The organism is Desulfofundulus australicus DSM 11792 (assembly GCF_900129285.1).
Classification (GTDB): Bacteria; Bacillota; Desulfotomaculia; order Desulfotomaculales; family Desulfovirgulaceae; genus Desulfofundulus; species Desulfofundulus australicus.
Genome location: NZ_FQUW01000042.1, coordinates 1 through 21,274, shown reverse-complemented (window position 1 = coordinate 21,274; position 21,274 = coordinate 1). Strand labels below are relative to the sequence as shown.

18 protein-coding genes, 1 pseudogene and 1 riboswitch are annotated in these 21,274 nt (G+C 55.2%); of the genes and pseudogenes, 10 read left to right on the top strand and 9 right to left on the bottom strand.

All coding sequences use genetic code 11. The features are described 5' to 3' along the window. The 6 genes and pseudogenes from BUB44_RS13190 to icmB form a co-directional block, all read left to right on the top strand. A pseudogene (locus BUB44_RS13190) lies at positions 1 to 388 on the top strand (acetyl-CoA C-acyltransferase); the annotation flags it as partial. Positions 389 to 745: 357 nt separating this feature from the next. Beyond that, positions 746 to 1,885 carry an acyl-CoA dehydrogenase gene (locus BUB44_RS13185; RefSeq protein WP_131821633.1) on the top strand — a complete coding sequence of 380 codons (1,140 nt, stop codon included), beginning with the start codon at positions 746 to 748 and terminating at the stop codon, positions 1,883 to 1,885. A 32-nt stretch (positions 1,886 to 1,917) separates the two neighbouring features. Then, the gene (gene cobO / locus BUB44_RS13180; RefSeq protein ID WP_259502223.1) at positions 1,918 to 2,481 is read left to right on the top strand and encodes a cob(I)yrinic acid a,c-diamide adenosyltransferase; all 564 of its coding nucleotides are present in this window, start codon (positions 1,918 to 1,920) and stop codon (positions 2,479 to 2,481) included. Between the two features lie 12 nt (positions 2,482 to 2,493). Beyond that, positions 2,494 to 3,438, top strand: a complete 945-nt coding sequence (meaB, locus tag BUB44_RS13175) for a methylmalonyl Co-A mutase-associated GTPase MeaB (RefSeq protein ID WP_027357521.1) — start codon at positions 2,494 to 2,496, stop codon at positions 3,436 to 3,438. 62 nt (positions 3,439 to 3,500) lie between these two features. Then, entirely contained in the window at positions 3,501 to 5,099 is a 1,599-nt protein-coding gene (locus tag BUB44_RS13170; RefSeq protein ID WP_375167439.1) for an acyl-CoA mutase large subunit family protein, read from the top strand. Between the two features lie 67 nt (positions 5,100 to 5,166). Continuing rightward, complete coding sequence (gene icmB / locus BUB44_RS13165) at positions 5,167 to 5,565, top strand: coenzyme B12-dependent isobutyryl CoA mutase small subunit (protein WP_027357519.1); 399 nt, start codon at positions 5,167 to 5,169, stop codon at positions 5,563 to 5,565. Between the two features lie 68 nt (positions 5,566 to 5,633). Here the strand turns inward: icmB and BUB44_RS13160 are convergent, their stop codons facing one another. Together BUB44_RS13160 and BUB44_RS13155 are read right to left on the bottom strand one after the other, a co-directional pair. Further along, positions 5,634 to 6,812: an aminotransferase class V-fold PLP-dependent enzyme gene (locus tag BUB44_RS13160; protein ID WP_073167124.1), complete on the bottom strand. Its 1,179-nt coding sequence runs from the start codon at positions 6,810 to 6,812 to the stop codon at positions 5,634 to 5,636. 159 nt (positions 6,813 to 6,971) lie between these two features. Beyond that, positions 6,972 to 8,573, bottom strand: coding sequence for an ASKHA domain-containing protein (locus tag BUB44_RS13155; protein WP_083543249.1), 1,602 nt, complete (start codon positions 8,571 to 8,573; stop codon positions 6,972 to 6,974). A 186-nt stretch (positions 8,574 to 8,759) separates the two neighbouring features. Here BUB44_RS13155 and BUB44_RS13150 point away from each other — a divergent pair, with 186 nt between their 5' ends. Next, positions 8,760 to 9,149 (top strand): YckD family protein, encoded by a 390-nt coding sequence (locus BUB44_RS13150; RefSeq protein WP_051618263.1) that lies wholly within the window; start codon positions 8,760 to 8,762, stop codon positions 9,147 to 9,149. Positions 9,150 to 9,560: 411 nt separating this feature from the next. On the opposite strand, the gene BUB44_RS13145 is transcribed toward BUB44_RS13150, so the two are convergent. Beyond that, complete coding sequence (locus BUB44_RS13145; RefSeq protein WP_073167113.1) at positions 9,561 to 11,156, bottom strand: sensor histidine kinase; 1,596 nt, start codon at positions 11,154 to 11,156, stop codon at positions 9,561 to 9,563. Continuing rightward, on the bottom strand, positions 11,153 to 11,839 hold the full coding sequence (locus BUB44_RS13140) for a response regulator transcription factor (RefSeq protein ID WP_073167110.1): 687 nt from the start codon (positions 11,837 to 11,839) through the stop codon (positions 11,153 to 11,155). Before BUB44_RS13140 ends, BUB44_RS13145 begins: the two co-directional genes overlap by 4 nt. A 195-nt stretch (positions 11,840 to 12,034) precedes the next feature. Between BUB44_RS13140 and BUB44_RS13135 the strand changes: the two genes are divergently transcribed. Continuing rightward, positions 12,035 to 12,904, top strand: coding sequence for a hypothetical protein (locus BUB44_RS13135; RefSeq protein WP_073167108.1), 870 nt, complete (start codon positions 12,035 to 12,037; stop codon positions 12,902 to 12,904). 336 nt (positions 12,905 to 13,240) lie between these two features. On the opposite strand, the gene BUB44_RS13130 is transcribed toward BUB44_RS13135, so the two are convergent. After that, the gene (locus BUB44_RS13130; RefSeq protein ID WP_073167106.1) at positions 13,241 to 14,641 is read right to left on the bottom strand and encodes a phage-shock protein; all 1,401 of its coding nucleotides are present in this window, start codon (positions 14,639 to 14,641) and stop codon (positions 13,241 to 13,243) included. Positions 14,642 to 14,972: 331 nt separating this feature from the next. Between BUB44_RS13130 and BUB44_RS13125 the strand changes: the two genes are divergently transcribed. Further along, positions 14,973 to 15,626 (top strand): GNAT family N-acetyltransferase, encoded by a 654-nt coding sequence (locus BUB44_RS13125; protein WP_073167104.1) that lies wholly within the window; start codon positions 14,973 to 14,975, stop codon positions 15,624 to 15,626. 39 nt (positions 15,627 to 15,665) lie between these two features. On the opposite strand, the gene guaB is transcribed toward BUB44_RS13125, so the two are convergent. Continuing rightward, positions 15,666 to 17,123: an IMP dehydrogenase gene (gene guaB / locus BUB44_RS13120; protein WP_027357512.1), complete on the bottom strand. Its 1,458-nt coding sequence runs from the start codon at positions 17,121 to 17,123 to the stop codon at positions 15,666 to 15,668. A 209-nt stretch (positions 17,124 to 17,332) separates the two neighbouring features. Here guaB and BUB44_RS16020 point away from each other — a divergent pair, with 209 nt between their 5' ends. Continuing rightward, on the top strand, positions 17,333 to 17,656 hold the full coding sequence (locus BUB44_RS16020) for an alpha/beta-type small acid-soluble spore protein (protein ID WP_073167101.1): 324 nt from the start codon (positions 17,333 to 17,335) through the stop codon (positions 17,654 to 17,656). Positions 17,657 to 17,714: 58 nt separating this feature from the next. Here the strand turns inward: BUB44_RS16020 and BUB44_RS13110 are convergent, their stop codons facing one another. The 3 genes from BUB44_RS13110 to BUB44_RS13100 all read right to left on the bottom strand — a co-directional run bounded on the left by BUB44_RS13110 (position 17,715) and on the right by BUB44_RS13100 (position 20,747). Beyond that, on the bottom strand, positions 17,715 to 17,939 hold the full coding sequence (locus BUB44_RS13110) for a helix-turn-helix domain-containing protein (protein ID WP_027357510.1): 225 nt from the start codon (positions 17,937 to 17,939) through the stop codon (positions 17,715 to 17,717). A 366-nt stretch (positions 17,940 to 18,305) separates the two neighbouring features. Further along, entirely contained in the window at positions 18,306 to 19,577 is a 1,272-nt protein-coding gene (gene eam, locus BUB44_RS13105) for a glutamate 2,3-aminomutase (protein ID WP_073167118.1), read from the bottom strand. A 136-nt stretch (positions 19,578 to 19,713) separates the two neighbouring features. Next, a riboswitch (cyclic di-AMP (ydaO/yuaA leader) is annotated at positions 19,714 to 19,879 on the bottom strand. 73 nt (positions 19,880 to 19,952) lie between these two features. Then, positions 19,953 to 20,747 carry a sporulation protein gene (locus BUB44_RS13100; RefSeq protein WP_073167100.1) on the bottom strand — a complete coding sequence of 265 codons (795 nt, stop codon included), beginning with the start codon at positions 20,745 to 20,747 and terminating at the stop codon, positions 19,953 to 19,955. Positions 20,748 to 21,274 lie beyond the last annotated feature (527 nt).

Below are 21,274 nucleotides of genomic sequence, written 5' to 3'. Positions count from 1 at the left end.
CGAGCTGGGCATAAAACCCCTGGCCACCATCCTGGGGCACGCCTCGGTCTCCCAGGACGCCAGGTACATCGCCACCGTACCGGGGCTGTCCATCAACAAGCTGCTGGCCAGAAAAGGTCTGACCGTGGATGACATCGACCTTTTCGAAGTGAACGAGGCCTTTGCCGCCGTGGTCCTGGTCAGCGCGAAGATTGCCAGCCTGCCCAAAGACAGGGTAAACGTGAACGGCGGCGCGGTAGCCTTCGGCCACCCCATCGGGGCCAGCGGCGCCCGCATCCTGATGACGCTCATCTACGAGCTGCGCCGGCGCGGCGGCGGGCTGGGTATCGCAGCCATCTGCAGCGGTGCCGCCCAGGGCGATGCCGTGCTGGTGCGGGTAGACGATTAGCAGGATACTGTCGCAAAACTGTCGGGACGGCGGTCGTCCCCCGTCGCTCCGTGCTGCGGGCCGGACGAAACATCGGCTGGCCTCGGAGCGAACCTGGCAGCGCTGCATATGCGCCGGGAGTCTACTTTCCTCATGAATAACTATAACCCTGAGCAGTCCGATCATTATCTCGATACTGCTACCAGCGCGATTCGCGCTGCCGGTTCGCTAACCTCGGCGGCGCCGTGTTTCGTAGCCGGCCCTCCGCAATGTCGCTCCTTAGAGGACGACCGCCGCCCTCTAGTGGCAAATTGATAAATACTAACGATAACTGAAAAAACGATAACTGAAAAGACGAGGAGCTGAACGGAAATGACCCTGGACTTTGACCTCACCGAAGAACAACTGATGGTCCGCGACACCGTGCGCAAGCTGGCCCAGAATGAATTCGCCCCCCGGGCGGCGGAAATCGACAGGGAACACCGCTTCCCCCGGGAGAACATACAAAAGCTTGCCGAACTGGGCTTGATGGGCATCCCCATTCCGGAAGAATACGGCGGGGCCGGGTGCGACTTTCTCACCTACATCATGGCCATTGAAGAAATCTCCCGGGCCTGCGCCTCCACCGGCGTGATCCTGGCGGTGCACACCTCCCTGGGATGCTTCTCGCTGCTCTACCACGGCACGGAAGAGCAGAAGCGGAAGTACCTGACCAGGCTGGCCACCGGCGAGTGGCTGGGAGCCTTCGCCCTCACCGAGCCCAACGCCGGGTCGGACCCCTCCAACCTGTCCACCAGCGCCCGGCTGGAAGGGGATTACTACATCGTCAACGGCAGCAAGATCTTCATCAGCAGCGGCGGGGAAGCCGACCTCTACGTCACCTTTGTGCGCACCAGCCCGGGCAGGGGGCACAAGGGCATTACCTGCCTTTTAATTGAAAAGGACACCCCGGGCTTCAGCGTGGGGAAAATCGAGGAAAAAATGGGCCTGCACGGCGACCCGACGGCGGAGCTGATCTTTGAGAATGCCCGGGTGCCGCGGGAGAACGTGCTGGGCCGGGAAGGGGAAGGCTTCAAGGTGGCCATGGCCCTTCTGGACGGCGGGCGCATTGGTATCGGCGCCCAGGGGCTGGGCATTGCCCAGGCGGCCTTTGACGTGGCCCTGGAGTACGCCAGGCAGCGGGTGCAGTTCGGCCGGCCCATAGCGGAGTTCCAGGCCATCCAGTTCATGCTGGCCGACATGGCCACCCGCATCGATGCCGCCCGGCTGCTGGTTTACCGGGCCGCCCGGCTCAAAGACAAAGGGCTGCCCCTTTCCAAGGAAGCTTCCATGGCCAAGATGTACGCCACGGATACGGCCATGTTCGTCACCACCAACGCGGTGCAGATCCTGGGCGGCTACGGCTACTGCAAGGAATACCCCGTGGAGCGGTACATGCGGGACGCCAAGATCACCCAGATCTACGAAGGCACCAACCAGATCCAGCGGCTGGTCATTGCCAAGAACCTGCTGAAATAAAAACCGCAACCGCTGCGGCAAGATATTTTTTAATAGAGAAAGAGAGGAGTAAGACCATGAGCCACCGGCGACTGGAGAAAGGATTTGTACATGTATACACCGGCAACGGCAAGGGCAAGACCACCGCTGCCCTGGGGCTGGCCCTCCGGGCCATCGGCCACGGTTACCGGGTATATATGCTTCAATTCATGAAAGGGAGCAAGGAGTATGGCGAGATTAAAGCAGCTGAAAAGTATTTACCCGATCTGACCATTGTGCAGTCAGGTCTGGAAACTTTCGTGGACAAGGAAAACCCTTCCCCCGAAGACATTGCCCTGGCCCGGCAGGGCCTGGATAAAGCGCGCAAGGTAATCATGGAAGGCAATTATGACCTGGTTATCCTGGATGAAATCAACGTAGCCGTTGATTTTGATCTGGTTCCCCTGGAGGCAGTCCTGGATTTGATCAGAAATAAACCACCCCACGTGGAACTGGTTCTTACCGGCCGTTATGCCCACCCCAAAATTATCAAGGCCGCCGATGTGGTAACCGAAATGCAGCTGATCAACCATCCCTATTATGACGGCGTTGATGCCAGGAAGGGTATTGAGTACTAGGGAGGGGAGCCCATGAACAATCTCGTGGAAAAAATGCTCCAGGGTGACCGGCGCAGTACGGCCAGGATAATTACTTTAATTGAAAATGATGCTCCGGAAAAAAGGGAAATTTTAAAGCAAATATATCCCTACACCGGCCGGGCCCATGTGGTGGGTATTACCGGATCTCCGGGAGCGGGTAAGAGTTCGCTGGTCGATGAACTGACCAGGGAGATCCGCGGTGAGGGTCTGAAGGTGGGCATAATTGCGGTAGATCCCACCAGCCCCTTTTCAGGGGGGGCCCTCCTCGGCGACCGCATCAGGATGCAGGAACACGCCACCGACCGGGGAGTGTTCATCCGCAGCATGGGTACCCGGGGCAACCTGGGCGGCCTGGCTGAAGCTACGCGGGATGCCATCAGGGTACTGGACGCTTTCGGGTGTGAAGTTATCCTGGTGGAAACGGTGGGGGTCGGCCAGTCGGAGCTGGATATCATGCACCACGCGGATACAACCCTGGTTGTCCTTACCCCCCAGGCGGGGGATCATATTCAGACCATAAAAGCCGGAATAATGGAAATTGCCGATATATTCGTAATCAACAAGGCCGATCTCGATGGTACGGGTAAAATGGTCACCGATATCGAAGCCATGCTGGACATGAGCACCCCGGCCAGCGGCTGGCGCCCTCCGGTTCTCACCACCATTGCCCTTGATCACCGGGGCATCCCGGAGTTGTGGGCTACCATTAAGGAGCACAGGGCCTGGCGTAAGGATAACAGGGTTGAAACCACTAAGGAAAAGGTGCGCCGGGAACTGGCGGAAATTATTCAGCACCAGCTCACACACCTGATTAACCGGGATCTGGACAGGCACTACCAGAACCTGATCGAAAGGGTGGCTGCACGCCAGCTGGATCCGTACTCGGCGGCCATGGAAGTCATTAAAAAGTCCTGGAAAGGAGGATTAATGCAATGAATAACGGTGAAACCAGAGGAATCAGGGAAGGCCTGGAGAAATGGCGGGAAAAACGGGAGCAGATGAAGGACCGGGACTTCCTGTTTGAAACCGTGTCCGGTATGGAGGTTAAGGATCTGTATACCCCCCTGGACATCGAAAATCTTGACTACCAACGGGACCTGGGATTCCCCGGGGAATATCCCTTTACCAGAGGAGTTTACAGGAATATGTACCGGGGCCGGCTCTGGACCATGCGCCAGTTTGCCGGGTTTGCCACGGCTAAAGAATCCAACAAACGCTACAAGTACCTGCTGGAGAAGGGGCAGACGGGGTTAAGCGTGGCCTTTGATATGCCCACCATCATGGGTTACGACAGCGACCATCCCCGGGCACTGGGCGAAGTAGGCCGGGTGGGTGTGGCCATCGACTCCCTCCAGGATATGGAGACCCTTTTTGAAGGCATCCCCCTGGATAAAGTGAGCACCTCCATGACCATCAATGCACCGGCTGCCGTTATCTGGTGTATGTATATTGCCACCGGCGAAAAACAGGGCGTACGGCCGGAACAGCTCACCGGAACCATCCAGAATGACATTCTCAAAGAATACATCGCACAGAAATCCTGGATTTTCCCGCCGGAGCCTTCCATGCGCCTGATCACCGATATATTTGCCTACGCCAGCCGTCACGTACCCAAGTGGAATACCATCAGCATCAGTGGCTACCATATCCGGGAAGCCGGTTCTACTGCGGTACAGGAACTGGCCTTCACCCTGGCCAACGGCTTTGCCTACGTGGAAGCAGGCATCAAAGCCGGGCTGAATGTGGATGAATTTGCTCCCCGCCTTTCCTTCTTCTTTAACGCCCATATCGACTTTTTTGAGGAGATTGCCAAGTACCGGGCCGCCCGCCGTATCTGGGCACGCCGCATGAGGGAAAAATACGGCGCCAAGGACCCGCGCTCCTGGCTATTGCGCTTCCATACCCAGACAGCCGGTTGCAGCCTGACTGCCCAGCAGCCGGAGAACAATATTGTACGCACCGCCTATGAAGCCCTGGCCGCCGTCCTGGGCGGTACCCAATCCCTGCACACCAACTCCATGGACGAAGTGCTGGCCCTGCCCACGGAAAAGGCGGTTCAGATTGCTTTGCGTACCCAGCAGATCCTGGCCTACGAAACGGGAGTGGCCAACGTAATTGACCCCCTGGCCGGCTCCTATTACGTGGAGGCCCTGACCAACAAGATGGAAGAAGAAGCGGAAAAATATTTTGAAGAAATTGAAAAGCGTGGCGGTGTGCTGGCCTGCATTGAACAGAATTTCTTCCAGCAGGAGATTGCCGACGCCGCTTACCGTTACCAGCGGGCCCTGGACAGCAAGCAGCGGATTCTGGTGGGAGTCAATGAATTTGTTAACCCTGATGAAAAGCTGGAAATCGAAATCCTGAAAATCGACCCCAGGATTGAGCAGGAACAGGTTGCCCGGCTGCAAAAGCTGCGCCGGGAGCGTGACAACATCCGGGTCAGGGAAACCCTGGATGCCCTGCGCCGGGCCTGTGAGGGAACGGAGAACGTCATTCCTTACATCCTGGACTGCGTGCGGGCTTATGCCACCGAAGGTGAAATAATCCAGGTCATGCGGGAAGTGTTCGGAGAGTACAAAGAGAAGCCAACTTTCTAAAAGGAAACCGCGAAAACCTTACCTTTGGATTTTACTGACTACCTGACTGGTTAGGAGGGAAAAAATAATGGCCAGAAAGATCAGAGTTCTCATTGCCAAACCGGGCCTCGACGGCCATGACCGCGGGGCCCGGGTTATCGCCCGGGCACTGCGTGATGCCGGTATGGAGGTAATCTATACCGGCCTGCACCAGACTCCGGAGCAAATAGTGGAGGCCGCCATTCAGGAAGATGTGGATGTGGTTGGCTTGAGCATTCTCTCCGGGGCCCACATGACCCTTATTCCCCGGGTAACGCAACTGCTCAGGGAAAACGGTGCCGATGACATCCTGGTCATCGGGGGAGGTACCATACCCGAGGATGATATTAAGGCCCTCAAGGAGGGCGGCTGGGTTAAAGAGCTGTTCACTCCCGGCACCCCTCTGGAAGCCATCGTCGAGTGGATCCAGGCCAACGTAAAAGTTTGATTTAGCCCTGTAAGCGCTGGATAAGCAAGGGGGAACCACGTTGCAGGGTTCCCCCTTCTCCATGCCCGCTAACACCCGCAGCCACTGCTGCCCTGCGGTGCCGGAATGTCCTTTTTGACAATCTCCTCCAGGCATCTGAGAGCGTAATCCACCTCTTCCGGACGGTTGAAGTATGAAAAACTGAAACGGACCAATTTTTGCTCAAAGGTACCCAGGGTACGGTGAGCATCGGGGGCGCAGTGCAGGCCGGCCCGGCAGGCAATGCCATAACGCTGGTCCAGGATAGTGCCGATTTCCCCCGCCGGCCGGTTTTTTACCGCAAAGGAAACCAGCGGGGCCTGGCTGGAGGCACTGCGCGGGCCATAGACCCGTATCCCCTCAATTTTCTCAAGGCCCTCCAGAAGCTGCCCGGTTAACTCCTGCTCGTGCCGCCGGATTTTCTCCATGCCCTCCCGCCGGATAAATTTAACCCCCGCCCCCAGGCCGGCCAGGCCTACAGTGTTCAAGGTACCGCTCTCGTAGCGTTCGGGCAATTCCTCCGGCTGGCCCGGCACATCCGAGTAACTCCCGGTACCCCCCTCTTTCAGCGGGACCAGCTCCACCCCTTCGGCCACGTACAACCCGCCTGTCCCCGGCGGGCCCAGCAGGCTTTTATGGCCGGGGAAAGCCAGCAGGTCAATGTGCATGTACTCCACGTCAATATCCAGCACACCCGCCGTCTGGGCGGCATCCACTATAAAGCACAACCCCTTTTCCCGGGCCAGGCGGCCGATTTCGGCCACAGGCATGATGGTTCCGGTAACATTGGAAGCGTGGGTTATAATAATGGCAGCGGTATCAGGACGGATGGCCGCCGCCACATCTTCCACCCGGATGGCACCGGTATGATCGCAGGGCACCTTGGTTACCTTCACCCCCCGTTCCTGCAGGACATGAAGGGGACGGGTAACGGAATTGTGCTCCATGGAACTGGTAACCACATGCTGCCCCGGCCGGAGCAAACCCTTGATGGCCAGGTTCAGGGCCTCGGTGGCATTCAGGCCGAAAACTATGCGCTCGGGATTACGGATATTGAACAGGGCAGCCAGCTCTCTCCTGGTTTCGTCCACCAGCCGGTTGGCTTCCAGGGACAGGCGGTGCCCCGCTCGTCCCGGGTTGGCCCCCACATGGCGCAGGCAGTTCTCCATAGCCGCCAGCACTTCTGGAGGTTTGGGCCAGGAGGTGGCTGCATTATCAAAGTAAATAATACGCTGCTCTCGCTCCATGCTTAACACCCCGTTAAAATTACCACAACCATATATTTGCCCCTACCGGCGGGGTGTATACCGGCGACCCGAAAGCGGGAAACATTTGTCCGCTTATTTAAAAGTAAATAAAAAGCCCGGCAGGTATGCCGGGCCATACTTTTAGCTCTCCCCGTCCCCCACCAGCCCCCGCTCAACAAGCTTTGCCTTTACCGTGGGGTAATAGTCCAGGTTGGTATGGGGTAAAAATTTGCTCCCGATAAATTTGTTCATAAAAACCTGGTTGGCGTTCAGCTCGAAGTAGGTTATATTACGGGCGATGGCCTCAGCTTCCTCGCGCTTCCGGTTGGAGAGTAAAACCAGCCGGGCTCCTTCTCCCGAAGCGTTACCCAGGCGAATCATTTTCTCCCGGGGCAAATCGGGATAAAGGCCGATGGTGATGGCCGATTCCAGATGCAGGTACTGGCCGAAGGCACCGGCGGCATAAAAGCGGTCGATGTCGGAAAGCTCGCAACCCACACTCTCCAGCAACAGCTCCAGGGCGGCATTAACCGCCCCCTTGGTGCGCATGAGGTTGTTAATATCCACCTGGGTCACCACAATGTCCCTGCCGGTGGCAGATTCCGCCGCAGGTACCACCACGAATTCCCGCCGCCCATCCCTGAAACGACCGGCCCGGTCGACAATACCGGCCAGCAGCAGCTCCGCCAGGCAGTCCACCAGCCCGGAGCCACAGATGCCTGCAGGAGGCGCGCCGCCAATGGTTGTGTAGCGGACCCTGCCGGTACCGGGATCTATGGAAATGCTGTCTATGGCTCCCGGTTCAGCACGCATACCGCACTCCGCCACACCGCCCTCCAGGGCCGGCCCGGCAGCCCCGGCACAACCCACCAGCCAGTCCCGGTTACCCATGATAATTTCCCCATTGGTGCCGATGTCAACAAACAGGGCAAGTTCCGGCTGGCGGTGTAAACCACTGGCCAGCACACCCGCCACTACGTCCCCGCCCACATAGCTGCCCACAGAGGGAAGGCAGTAAACGGGCGCCAGGGGGTTGATTTTCAGGCCCAGCTGCCCGGCAGGAATGAAGCCCGGATTATTTACCACCGGTATATAGGGGGCCATGCAGATACGGGAGGGATCCAGCCCCAAAAACAGATGGACCATGGTGCTGTTGGCCCCTGCGGCAACGGCGCTGATTTCGCGCCCGGCCAGCCCATGCTCGCCGGCCAGCCGGCCGATCAGGTCATTTAAAGTATCGAGAACGGCCCGCTGTAACTGCTCCAGCCCCCCGGGCGTACCCGCCAGATAGATGCGGGTGAGGATATCCTCGCCCAGGGCAACCTGCCCGTTATAACCCGCCGCTTTACCCAGAATCTGCCCGTTATGCATGTCCACCAGGTAAACCACCACGGTGGTGGTGCCGATATCCACGGCCAGGCCATAATGACGCCTTACTGTATTCCCCGGCTCCACATCCACCAGGCTCCACACTCCCGGTGCTACCATCCCCACCGTAACCGTGACCCGCCAGCAGGCATCCCTTAAAACACCTGGAATACGGCGCATGAGCTCCAGGGGTACAGTCACCGGTCCCAGCAATTTCTCCACAGCCGCCGCCAGCCTGTCCACATCGGCCCGGTTATCCTCCAGGGATGGTTCAGAAAGTTCCAGATAGAATTTTCTGGTCATGGGATCTATAGAAATTTTTTCTCGGGAAATGCTATCAGTTAAGATAACCATCCTGTCTTCTTTATCTGCCATTTTGACACCCCGTTTAACCAGCTTGCTGCCAGAATTATAACATAATTCTCCCGGGAAAAATGATTTCTTTTCATAATATCAGTTATAAGCCCCGTAACAAAATTGTAACAGTTTCCCAACCGCTTTGTAATAAATGAAGGGTATAATAACCCCAGACAAGAATTCCAGCTCAGGGAGGTGAATTCCATGAAAAAGAAACTGGTGATCATCCTGGCCACCGTACTGGTCCTGGCCATGGCCGTCCCGGCCCTGGCAGCAACGATATCCGCCACCCTTACCCCGGAGCAGGCCAAGGAGCTAACCGCCCTGCACCAGCAAATAATCGATCTGAAAAAGCAGATGATTGACAAATACGTGGAATACGGCCGGCTGACCCCGGAACAGGGCCAGCAAATTAAGGCCAACCTGGACGCCAGGCAGGAGTTCTTTGCCCAGAATCCCGACAGGTTTGCCGGCTTTGGCCCGGGCAACTGCCCTGGCTTTGGCATGAGGGGCGGCTGGGGAATGGGCCCCGGCTGGGGGATGAGAGGCGGCTGGAACAGCAACCCCAACCCCGCTCCCTCCACAGGCAGTTAAGATAGGTAAGAAGAGGGCAGGTATCTAAAGGGAACCTGCCCTCTCAAATTGCACGTGAGGGACGTAGACAAAAGCATCTCTGGGATGTGCCCTGGTTTAAGTCGTCGCTCCCGGTCGTACCGCTGGCCGGGCCAAAAGGCCCCGGCTCCGGTCTTCGGCGGGTACCGGCCACATTCACACATCCTGTGCTCAGGTGGCCTCCGCGGACATCCAGTCCGCGGCACGTGGCCTGGCCCGGCAGCGCTCACTCCAGGTCGCTCCTCTTTTAAAACCAGGGCACATAAAGCGTTTGTCAACATTCTGGGGCAGGTACCTAAAAGGGTACCTGCCCTCTTTTCATCCCGCCCGTTATCAGGGCGGGCAGCGAAACCGCACCACGGCCAGGCAGGACATCCAAAACCGGTACCGTTTTCACGCCTCCGTCCTCTTATAGGTATCCAGGGTGATGGTAAAGACAGCTCCCCGCCCCGGCTCGCTCTCCACTTTAATTTCCCCGCCATGCAGGTCGATGATCTGTCTGGCAATGGCCAGGCCCAGGCCGCTCCCGCCCCCGGCCCGGCGGCGGGAAGGGTCTCCCTTGTAGAACCGCTCCCAGATCAGGGGTATTTCATGGGCCGGAATTCCCGGACCCGTATCCTTTACGGCCACCTCCACCCTGCCGGCTCCCTGCCGGGCCGCAACCTCCACCCGGCCGCCGGCGGGTGTAACCCTCAGGGCATTATCAATCAGGTTATAGAGCACCTGAGCCAGGCGGTCGCCGTCGCCGCAAACCGGCGGTAAATCATCCGGCAATTGAACCTCCAGGTGTATACCCCTTTCCCCGGCCACGCCGGCAAAACGCTCCACCACCTGGTGAACGAGGGCCCCCATATCCACCGGCTGCTTGCGCAGGGTGAACTGCCCCGACTCCATCCGCCGGAGATCCAGGAGGTCATCCACCAGCCGGCGCAGGCGTAAAATTTCTTCCAGGATGTTTTGCATGTACTCCCGGCGCTGGCCTTCATCCCGGGCCAGGCCGTCCAGGATGGCTTCGGTATAGCCCTGTATGATGGTCAGAGGTGTGCGCAGTTCGTGGGAAACGTTGGCCACAAATTCCCTGCGTGCCGCGTCGATCTTTTGCAAAGCGGATATCTTTTCCTGCAATTCCCGGGAAAGGGTGTTCAGCGACCGGGCCAGGTCCCCAATTTCATCCCGGGAGCGTACCGTCACCTGGCGGGCAAAATCCCCCCGGGCCATGGCCCGGGCTACCCGGTCCATTTCCACCAGGGGCCCGGCCAGGGTGCGGGAGAGGAAAAGACCAAGCAGGGTGGCCATTACCGCCCCCAGGACCAGGGCATACAGGCTGGACTGCTGCAGGGCTTTGAGGTTTGCGGCCAGGGGAGCCACCGGGGCATGGATAAACAACGCCCCCAGGAATTGATCATCCCTGACCAGGGGGATACCCGCCACCACCACATCGGTATTAAAAAAGGGATTATACTCCCGGCGCACGACCTTTTCCCCGGCCAGTACCTGCTGGATCTGCTCCCGGTCAAAGGGCATCATGGCAGCCAGGCTGCCCTCTTCACCGTAACTGCAGTACGCTCCATTCCCGGCTCCCGGATCGGGTCCGGGATTGAAGGCCTGCCCGCTGCCCGTCCTGCCGCGGCGCGGCGCCTCCCACCCCTGGTTGCCCCTGGACCATGGAGGCCCCCCCATATGGGGCATCATTTTTCCCATCCCCATGGCCTGCCAGTGCTCGACGTAGCCCCGCGGGTCAACCACCATTACGCTGGCGTTCATCAACCTGGCCAGCAGGTCAACCTGCCGGGCGGCCAGGTAGGGATCCTGCTGTTCAACCAGAAGGCCGGCCAGCCTTTCACCCTGCTCCACCAGCCGGCTTACCTGCTGCTGGTAATAAATTTTTTCCAGTATGCCGGCCTGAATGAGCGCCGACAGCCCCAGAACCCCTACCACCAGGGCCAGCATGGCCAGCCAGAGTTTCCCGACAATTCCCCGCAGCTTCATCTGTTCACCTCGAATTTATATCCCACGCCCCAGACGGTGACAATGCACTGGGGTGCCCCCGGAACCCGGGACAACTTTTCCCGGAGCCTGGTAATGTGGGTATCCACCGTCCGCGCTTCACCAAAGAAATCATAACCCCAGACCTTTTCCAGCAACTGTTCCCGGGTGAATACACGGCCCGGAGACAGGGCCATTGTGTAGAGCAAATCATATTCTTTGGGCGTCAGGTTTACCACCTGCCCGTTCACTTCCACCCTGTGGGAAAGGGGGTCGATGGTCAAACCGTCATAAACAAGAACCTCCGGCTCGTTTTTTCCCCCGCCGTATCGGCGCAGGACCGCCTTCACCCGGGCCACCAGTTCCCGGGGGCTGAAAGGTTTAACCACATAATCATCGGCCCCCATTTCCAGCCCCAGCACCCGGTCAATCTCGTCACCCCGGGCGGTAAGCATGATGATGGGCACCGGGTTATCCCGCTTGCGCATCTCCCGGCACACCGTCCAGCCATCGGTACTGGGCATCATGAGATCAAGAATCACCAGATCAAAATGCTCCCGGGCAAGATAATCCAAAGCAGCGGCTCCATCGGCGGCCTCCACCACCGCAAAACCTTCTCTTTCCAGATACAGACGCACCAGTTCCCTGATCTTAACCTCATCGTCGGCTACCAGGATTTTTTTCATTGAAATGAAATCCCCCAAAAAAAACAATTTTAATCTCGGGTAATTAACTTTTGCCGGATTTTAAGTTATGTTATAGACACAGGGTTTGGTTTCCCTTTATACTCCAATTATACCATAGGAGCGGGCACCACATTTCAACCAGGGGAAAGCAATTAAACAAAACAAAATAAAACCTCATATAGGAAGTGAGACCCAGTGGAAAGTAAAACAATGCTAATTATGCTGATTAGCCTAACTCTTTTCTGTGTGGTTTTAACGGTACCAACCTTTGCTTCTTTCTCTTCCATTAAGCAGATATTCGACACACCATCGTTCGAAAATGCACCTGAAAAAACTGAAATAGAAGCAGCAATTAAAGAAAAGAACCCGCTTGGTTTCATGGTTCGCAATAAGGATGAGTTAAACCGGGCTGAACTTGCAGAGGTTAATGATCCAACCAACTTGACACCCGGTAGGCCAGTTAAAGTATTTATCCCTAACGAGTCTGTGTTCCAAGCATTAATGAAGAACGATCCCTTGACCAAACTACTTAAGCAGTGCCCATATGCATGGGAATTTCCAGTAATAAACAAAAAAAGCGGCGAGTTTGTGGGCTCATTTAGGGTTGAAAAGATTCAAGGAAAATGGGAGTTTTCCGAATTAGGTGGATACCTTTCTTCACAAACGCTCTCTCTCATCTCCGATAGCTCCCGCTTGGCAGATTTCATGGGCAAAGCAGGGGTATATGCCATTGAAGATTATGCATTTTTCACGGTTATGCCTTTACATACCACCTTTTTATTAGTTGTGAAAGAAGGTGAAGAGTATCTCGTACCGTTTATTCATGGAGACTGGAAGGAAGCATACGGCTTGAGGAGTGGAGAAATTTATTCACGGGACAAGGTGGTATCAACCGTAGGCCCTGTCTTACAACAATTCCGCGAGAATCCGAACTCTTTAGCAGGTTATCCAAATAAAACCGATAATAAGAACATTTTTAAGCTTCCCCTAATTGTTTTGTTAATCATCATTTTCGGTGCAGTGATTGGATTCTATGTCTTTCGCCGAAGAATGGGCCAGGTTTGATAGACCCAAAGCTGTATTGGAAGATCACTAGCCAGTAGGGAAGCAGTGTTTGGGAAACCGGACGTCCATTCTCAAGACGCCCGGTCTTTTGTTCTTTATGGAAGGTTAGCTCCATCCACCACTGCACGTTAAATTACCGGGCGGAGCCGTTCGCCGCGTGAGGTTGACCACCCGTACAGTTTATTTTGATCCCGCATCAGGACTATGTAACCAGTACTCGCCTTCTCAAACGTCCGTTCGAACCACGGCACAGGACTGTGGGGTTTTCAGGAGCGGGTTGCTGTAGAACATTCAGGCGCAAAATTGGGGCCCACCCTTCCGGTGCGGCCCCGGGCTTTAAACCGGCTGTCCTGTCGGTCCTCCAAACCAGGAACAAAAACGGATGACCAGCCTGACCAGGGGATTTTTCAGGCTGCCCTGCAGGCGACGGTACTGTTCCTGGCAGCGCTGCAGTTCCTTCTGGGTAAAACGCAGGGACCTCTGTACCTCCTCCCCTTTTTCCAGCGCCTCTTTCAGGTCGTTGCTTAAAACGCTGATCTCTTCCCGCAACTGCCTTTCCTCCTGCAGGGCCATTTCCTGAACCCGCTCCAGTCTTTGCCTGAGTTCAACGATTTCCGTCTGCAGTTCCGCCACCCTGGTGGCATGCTGTTCCTTCAGCTCGGCTATCTTACTCTTGTTTTCCCGATCCCGCTCTTTATATTGCTGCAGCTTGGTGAACATGGTTTCCAGGCTGGCCTGGTTCTTGGCCAGCATCTGGCGCAGCTGGGCGATCTCCTGCTCGCCATCCCGGGCCCTTTTCACCCACAGGCGGCATTGATGCAGGATACTGTTGGCCTTGGCTTCCAGCTTGTTGATGTGCTCCCGGTAGCGCAGTATTTCCTTCTTGCGCAGGGAAAGGAGCAAATCCTTCTCCGCCATCTGGGTTACCAGGTACTCGTGCTGGGCCACTTCCTCCGCCCGCTGGGCCAGGGCCGCTGCCGCTTCCCGGTAGGCGGCATTGACCTCCTGCAGTTGCTGTTCCAGCGTGCTGATCTTCCTGCGCCAGCGCTCCCGGTCCCGGTGCCAGCGCTCCTTCTGGCGGTTCAAAGCAGCCAGGTAGCGTTTCGTCAGGGCCTCGTAGGCCGACTGTATACCGGGGTTGTAGGTCCACACCCCTTCCCCCACCAGCTCGAAATAGGGAAACTTCCGGAGCACCCCTTCGACGGCAGCTACCGTGGTCTGGCGCCAGGCATTGACCACTTCATAAACCTGCTGCAGGCTCAAACCCTGGGGATGGGTTTTCAGGGCCTTGATGACCAGGTGTTTCAGGGCGTACTGCCCGGCCTCCACCTCCCACTCGGTCAACCCCCAGCAACCGTTGTCCAGCTGGATAAAACGCCCATCGGAAATGAGGCTGGCTTCCTCGGCCATAAGATGCCTGTTTTTCTTATTTTTCCCCCAGGTGGCGCCCTTGAGCTCCTTTAAACTCATGGGTTTCTGGCGCTTGAGCAGCAGGGCGTAAAAAGCATCATTTTCCCGCTTCCCCTCCAGGTCCAGGTGCCAGGCGTTACGGTTATCCACAAAAAAACAGGGGTGTTGACGCAAACACAGCACGACTTTTTCTTCCACCTGCTGCAAAGTGTAATCGCGCACCATCCGCTTGTGCACATAAGGGGTCAATTCGGCTACGGTTAGAGATTCAAAGAAAAATAAAGTCTTTTTTAATACATCGGTCAGGGAATAAAGCTTTCCTTCCATGGCCAGAAATCACCATCCTCCTCATGTCTCATGGAATAATGTATCTATTCCCTGACTTATATTGTTTCCCCTGCTAATAAATACCACTTTTTACCACTTTATTCCTGCATAATTCTACAGAAAAAATTATATTGTCAGCCGGATGACATCCGGTTATAATTGGATCAAACGGAGAACGCGCCAGTGGTTAAAAACGCAAGCTGAACGGTATAAATGAGCCCCCGAACGTAACAGGGCAGGATTCTTCACCTGTCGTTTTGCATGGCTGAACGGTTAGATCTGGTTCCCCAATGGTCACTGGCGGCCGGCAGGGCATCGGAGGTGATTAATTATGTGCACCGCCTGTGCAGAGGGAATAAACACGCTTCAGGTAGCTGTTCCCGGGGGGATAGTCGTTCTGGAAGGCCCCGTGAGCGCCCACTACCTGGATACATTGGCCTTCGATGAAAAGTTAAACAATTTCCGGCAGCCGGAAAAACAAAAAGCCGCCCTCAAAGAAATAGCCGAACTGCCGGAAGGCATGGTTTACATTGCCCGCATTGGCACAAAGGTTATCGGTTACGTCACCTTTTTGCCGCCCGACCGCTACAGCCGCTGGAGCAAGCATCCCCGGGTGCTGGAGCTGGGAGCCATCGAAGTCAGCCCGGACTGGCGGGAATACAAGCTGGCCCGGAAGCTTTTAAAGCTGGCCTTCTCCAACCCGGTAATGGAAGATTTTATTGTTATTACCATAGAATTTTGCTGGCACTGGGATTTACGAAATACGGGGCTGGATGTCTGGCAGTACCAGAAAATGCTGACCAAGCTTTTCGGGTCGGTGGGAATGCAAAAAGAAGCCACCGATGATCCCGATATCCTGGAACACATAGCCAACACGCTTATGGTTCGCTATGGCAAAAGAGTACCACCAAAAGACCTGGAACTTTTTAAGGAAATGCTTTTTATGCACCAGGGCTTTCTCCAATGGCAGGTTCAACAGCTATAAAAATAAAAACCTCTTCCACCGGAGGAAGAGGTTTATTGTTTATTTCAGGCTGTAGTTGGGTGCTTCCTTGGTAATAACCACGTCGTGGGGGTGGCTTTCCCGCAGGCCCGCCGGCGTGATGCGCATGAACCGGGTTTTGGTTTTCAGTTCCTGGATATTTCGGCAACCACAATAGCCCATACCGGCCCGCAAGCCCCCGATAAGCTGGAAAATGGTTTCCGATAGCGGTCCCCGGTAGGGCACGCGCCCTTCCACTCCCTCGGGAACGAGCTTGGGCTGGTGTTCCTGAAAATAGCGGTCGCTGCTGCCCTCCTTCATTGCCCCCAGGGAACCCATTCCCCGGTAAACCTTGTAGCTGCGCCCCTGATAGATTTCGATCTCGCCCGGGCTTTCTTCCGTTCCGGCAAACAGGCTGCCAATCATCACTACGTCCGCCCCGGCGGCAATGGCCTTGGTAATATCCCCGGAATATTTAATCCCGCCATCGGCAATAATGGGCGTATTATGGGCCATAGCCTCCCGGGCACATTCATAAATGGCCGTGATCTGGGGTACTCCTGCTCCGGCCACCACCCGCGTGGTACAGATGGAACCGGGACCAATGCCCACCTTGACCGCATCGGCACCGGCCCGGATTAAATCCCGCGTTCCTTCTGCAGTGGCCACATTTCCGGCAATTATAGCCACTTCGGGATACTTGCGCTTGAGCCTGGCCACGGTTTCCAGTACTCCCTTGCTGTGACCGTGGGCAGTATCCACCACAATGGCATCCACTCCGGCCCGGACCAGGGCATCCGCCCGTTCTTCCGTATCGGCACTTACCCCCACGGCAGCCGCCACCAGGAGCCGTCCCTTCTTATCCTTGGCCGATAAGGGATATTGCCGTGCCTTTTCAATATCCTTGATGGTGATGAGACCCCGCAGGTTGAAGTTCTCATCCACAATGGGCAGTTTTTCTACCTTGTGCCGTTGCAGAATTTCCTTAGCCTGCTCCAGGGTTGTCCCCACCGGAGCCGTAACCAGGTTATCCCTGGTCATGACCTCCCCAACCGGTTTGCTGAAATCCCGCTCAAAACGCAGGTCCCGGTTGGTCAGAATCCCTACCAGCTTGCCGTTAACCGTAACCGGGACACCGGAAATACGGTAACGTTCCATTAATAGCAGAGCTTCGCTGATGGGACTCTCCGGGGAAAGATAGATGGGGTCGGAAATAACCCCGTGCTCGGAGCGCTTGACCCGGTCCACTTCCAGAGCCTGCCGTTCAATAGACATATTTTTATGGATTACCCCGATCCCACCTTCCCGGGCTATGGCTATGGCCATGCGGGATTCAGTTACCGTGTCCATGGCAGCGCTCATCAATGGGATATTCAACTTAATATCCCGGGTGAGATAGGTGGTGGTATCCACCTCCCCGGGCAGCACCTCGGATTTTGCCGGGATAAGCAAAACATCATCAAAGGTAAGTCCGAACTTAGCAAATTTTTCCGGATACAGCATTAACCCCTCCCTGCCTCGCTTTTTTATATTCGTCTATTATAGCATAACCCGCACGCTATGTGCTGAAAGGATTAATAAAAATTTTATTAACATAAATTACCAGGTCCCGGCTTTAATCCGGGACCTCTTTTTTACTTTATTGTCTTTAATTTATGGGGATGACTGCCGGTCAGGTGGAGATAATAAGGGTGAGGAGGTGTTGCCGAATGCCAAATCGCCAAAATAAACTTCTGGTACCGGCAGCCGACTCCCGTCTTGATGCCCTCAAATTTGAAATAGCCAACGAACTGGGATATCCCCTGCACGTGGGGGAGGGTAAAACCACCCCCCAGAACTGGAACCGCATTTTAGATCAGATGAAATACGAAATTGCTCAAGAACTGGGACTCACACCCTATATTAAAAACGGCTACTGGGGGGACCTGAGCTCCCGGGCCTGTGGCGCCGTGGGAGGCCGCATCGGTGGCAAACTGGGCGGTAATATGGTCCGGCAGATGATTTTATTTGCCGAGCAGAACCTGCTGAAGTAAAATCCCGGGGGAGTGGTGAGATATACCTCTCCCCCTTTTTATGTAATGTTATCCACTGTTAATCCTGTCCCATAATGGAACCAAGGCCATACCTTTCAAATCTATCCCGCAGGTGATAAATAAGTTTTTCTGTTACCCCGAATTGTGCGGCCATTTCAGCATCGCTCTTGCCTTCTTTCAAGCCCTCGATAAATTCGTCAAAATCTATACCCACTTCTTCAGTTTTCGTTTTCAGGCTTGGCTCGGTACTCCAGGGAACACGGGAACGGATAAATTCCTCCACAATCATCACTCCCCAAAATATTTTTTTTATTTTGTTCCGGAGTTATGTGTTATTATTACCGTTCCCCTTATTTTTTTAAAAATAAATCGCCGGCACAGCATTCTGTGGCCGGCGATTCGGCTTGTAAACAAATTATTCCGGGATGTGCCCTGGTTTTAGTCGTCGCTCCCGGTCGTATCGCTGGCCGGGCCCAAAGGCCCCGGCTCCGGTCTTCGGCGGGTACCGGCCACATTCACACATCCTGTGTTCAGGTGGCCTCCGCGGACATCCTGTCCGCGGTACGTGGCCTGGCCCGGCAGCGCTCACTCCAGGTCGCTCCTCCTTTAAAACCAGGGCACTTGGGAAGTTTGTCACCGGCGATTACCTTTAACGGTGGTTGGGATAAGAGATAATTTTTTTCTCCCAGGTACGGAAGATGACGTGCTTATCATCCCGGAAAACCAGATACCTGGGCAGTACAGGGGTTTTCCCCAGCCCGCCGGGGGCATTGATGATATAGGTCGGCACAGCCAGGCCGGAGGTATACCCCCTCAATTTTTCCATAATCTCTATACCCTCATCCACGCTGGTAATAAAATGCCTGGTTCCCCTGACCTCTTTGGCGTGGAAGATGTAATAGGGACGAACCCGGATGCGCAGGAGCGCCTGGTTGAGTTTTTTCATTACATGGGGATTGTTGTTAACCCCTTTCAGCAGTACCGCCTGGTTGCCCAGAACCACACCCGCCTTAACCAGGCGATCGCAGGCTTCTTTCACTTCCGGCGTAATCTCCAGGGGATGATTGAACTGGGTGTTGATGTAAATGGGCGGGTGTTTTTCCAGGATGGCACATAACGCGGGGGTAATGCGCTGGGGCATGGTTACTATGGCCCTGGTTCCAATGCGCTTTATCTCCACATGGGGAATGGCGTCAAGTTCGCTCAACAACCAGTCCAGACAGCGATCACTTAACAGCAGGGCATCCCCGCCAGTAATCAGCACATCCCGGATTTCAGGATTACTACGGATGTAATCCAGGGCAGCCATGAGGACTTCCCTGGGCTGGTGCCGGTCTATTTCCCCTATATTACGGCGCCGCTGGCAATGGCGGCAGTACATGGCACACTGGTTGGTTACATTGATAATCAACCGGTCGGGGTAGCGACGGGTTATGGCCGGAGCCGGATTGGTAAAAGCTTCGGCCATGGGATCATCACTACCGCCATTATCGGTCAATTCCGCCTCCTGGGGTACGGCTTGCAGCCATATGGGCCCTCCGGGCCGGTCAACGGCCAGCAGGCTGGCATAATAGGGAGATATTGCCCACCGGAAGCGTTTACCCACCCTGGCAATACTCTGTTGTTCTTCGGGTGTCAGATCTACAATCTGGCTTAACTGCTCAACGGTGGTAATACGGTGAGCCATCTGCCAGTGCCAGTCCGTCCACTGTTCTTTTCCAGCCTTAAAGATAGAGAGGATTTTTTGCCGGGCTGTTTCCAGCTGCTCGACCAGATCAAGCCCGGTCGGGATCTTATCCTTGACCTGGAGGTAGTCACGGATGCTTTCCTTCAGTTCCTGCGCCCGTTGCAGTGAAATCCGGCGTTTTTCCTCGGCTGAAACGTTTTGTTTTTCTGCGATGTCAAATCCTGCTGGAGGCATTGGGAAAATAGCCATTTATACCCCCCCTTATGGAAAAATATAGCCCCAGGAATATTTTTCCTGGGGCAGAAGAAAGCGAACCCGTCATCGGGACAGCACAGGCACATGGGTGTAACCCGTGCCACCCCGAGCACATATGTCCTCCCTTCCACGCTTACGAAGTTAGCTGTCGGGTTCGGGTTGAAAGGATAACCCTACCCCCGGGAAAACGGGCGCACTATCACGCCTCCTCTCCAGGGGGATTCACCCCAGGAAATGGGTCCTCCGCTTCTTTCGGGTAAAGAATTAAGCGTTCAGGACATAAAATATTTATTTTGTTAACTAACTTTCTTTAAATTTTATCATTTTCCGGAGTAATTGTAAATGGTTTTTATTTTAACACCGGGGTTCACGACCCGTTAAAAGGCTCTGGTCCACCGGCTTTAAGGAGTCCAGCAGGCGGCAGATGATCCTTTCTCCGATACATTGATGTGCTGCCGTACCGTCCTTACGGAACATTTCCTCGTAAGGAATAAATAATGTAAAATAATTATCGGCATCAAAGTTTCCCAGCAGGTTTACCTTGGCCTTCATATGAATGCGCAGGCCGTCCTTCTCGTTTTCAAAGATCATTTCTATATCCTCAATATGACGGAAATCTGCTGGCGTACCCGGGCCGGAACAGAATTTAAATACCTGCTGCCGGGAGGTAGAGGTAAGACCACAGGAGGCAAACCCCAGATGCCAGGATAAAGCTTCCCAAACGGCAGTTATGGCCGGTGCCGGCTTTATATTCAGCTCAATCATACGGGTGAGATCGGGGGCAAAAGGAACCAGAACCTGAATCCGTAAATAACAGTGGTGATGAGCGCTGCTGATGGCCAGGTTCAGGGGCAGGTGCAGGGAAAAAGGAATGTTTAATCCTTTATCAGGATAAATGACTGCTTCCCCGGCCAGGTCCATTCTGGACGTAACTTCCCTTTTCTGGTGACGCCCTTTCTCACTTTCCTCTCCTTCCCACCATTCTTCCAGCAGTTCCAACCTGATCCCCCTTATACGCCGGGAGATTTTCGCCGCTTTCAGAGAAACTTCCCCCTGTACTGTTCCACCCTGGACATATTCCAGGGCGGGCAAATGAACATCCAGGGAAAGATCGAAGATTTTACCTTTTATATTGTTCCACAGGCTCAAAGATCCCCACCCTCCCCCCGCTTAACTGAATTTTGTTAATTATTCGCTTCCGGAGAAAACATTTCCTGCTGATACCCTTCCGTAATGTCCCTCCTCTGGTTCTGGCCGCCGGACCATCCGGTTCCGCTTTTTAACACCATCCCATCATAGTTATAACCCCTCTCCCCCCACTTCTGTCTTCCTCAGATAATCTTCATCCGTCCTGATTTTTCTAAAATCGAGTAGGAGGGGGCGGCTAGCCCCCGTCCTCTCACACCACCGGACATGCGGGTCCGCATCCGGCGGTTCACCAAGCTTGACGAAGATAAGAATAACGTTCGGTTAAGCTCATCAGGCCCTGGGACTGAAAGTCAAGCGTTGCCCAGGGCTCTATTCATTGGCCCGTGGGCCATCCGCCACGGTCCTTTGCGAGCGTTGGCGAATTCATGTACCACCCATTCAGGCAGTCCCAGTGCACGCAGCTCGCGGTACCTTGTCCGTACTCGCTTCCACTGCTTCCAGAGGCACATGCGCAGCCTCCTCCGCAT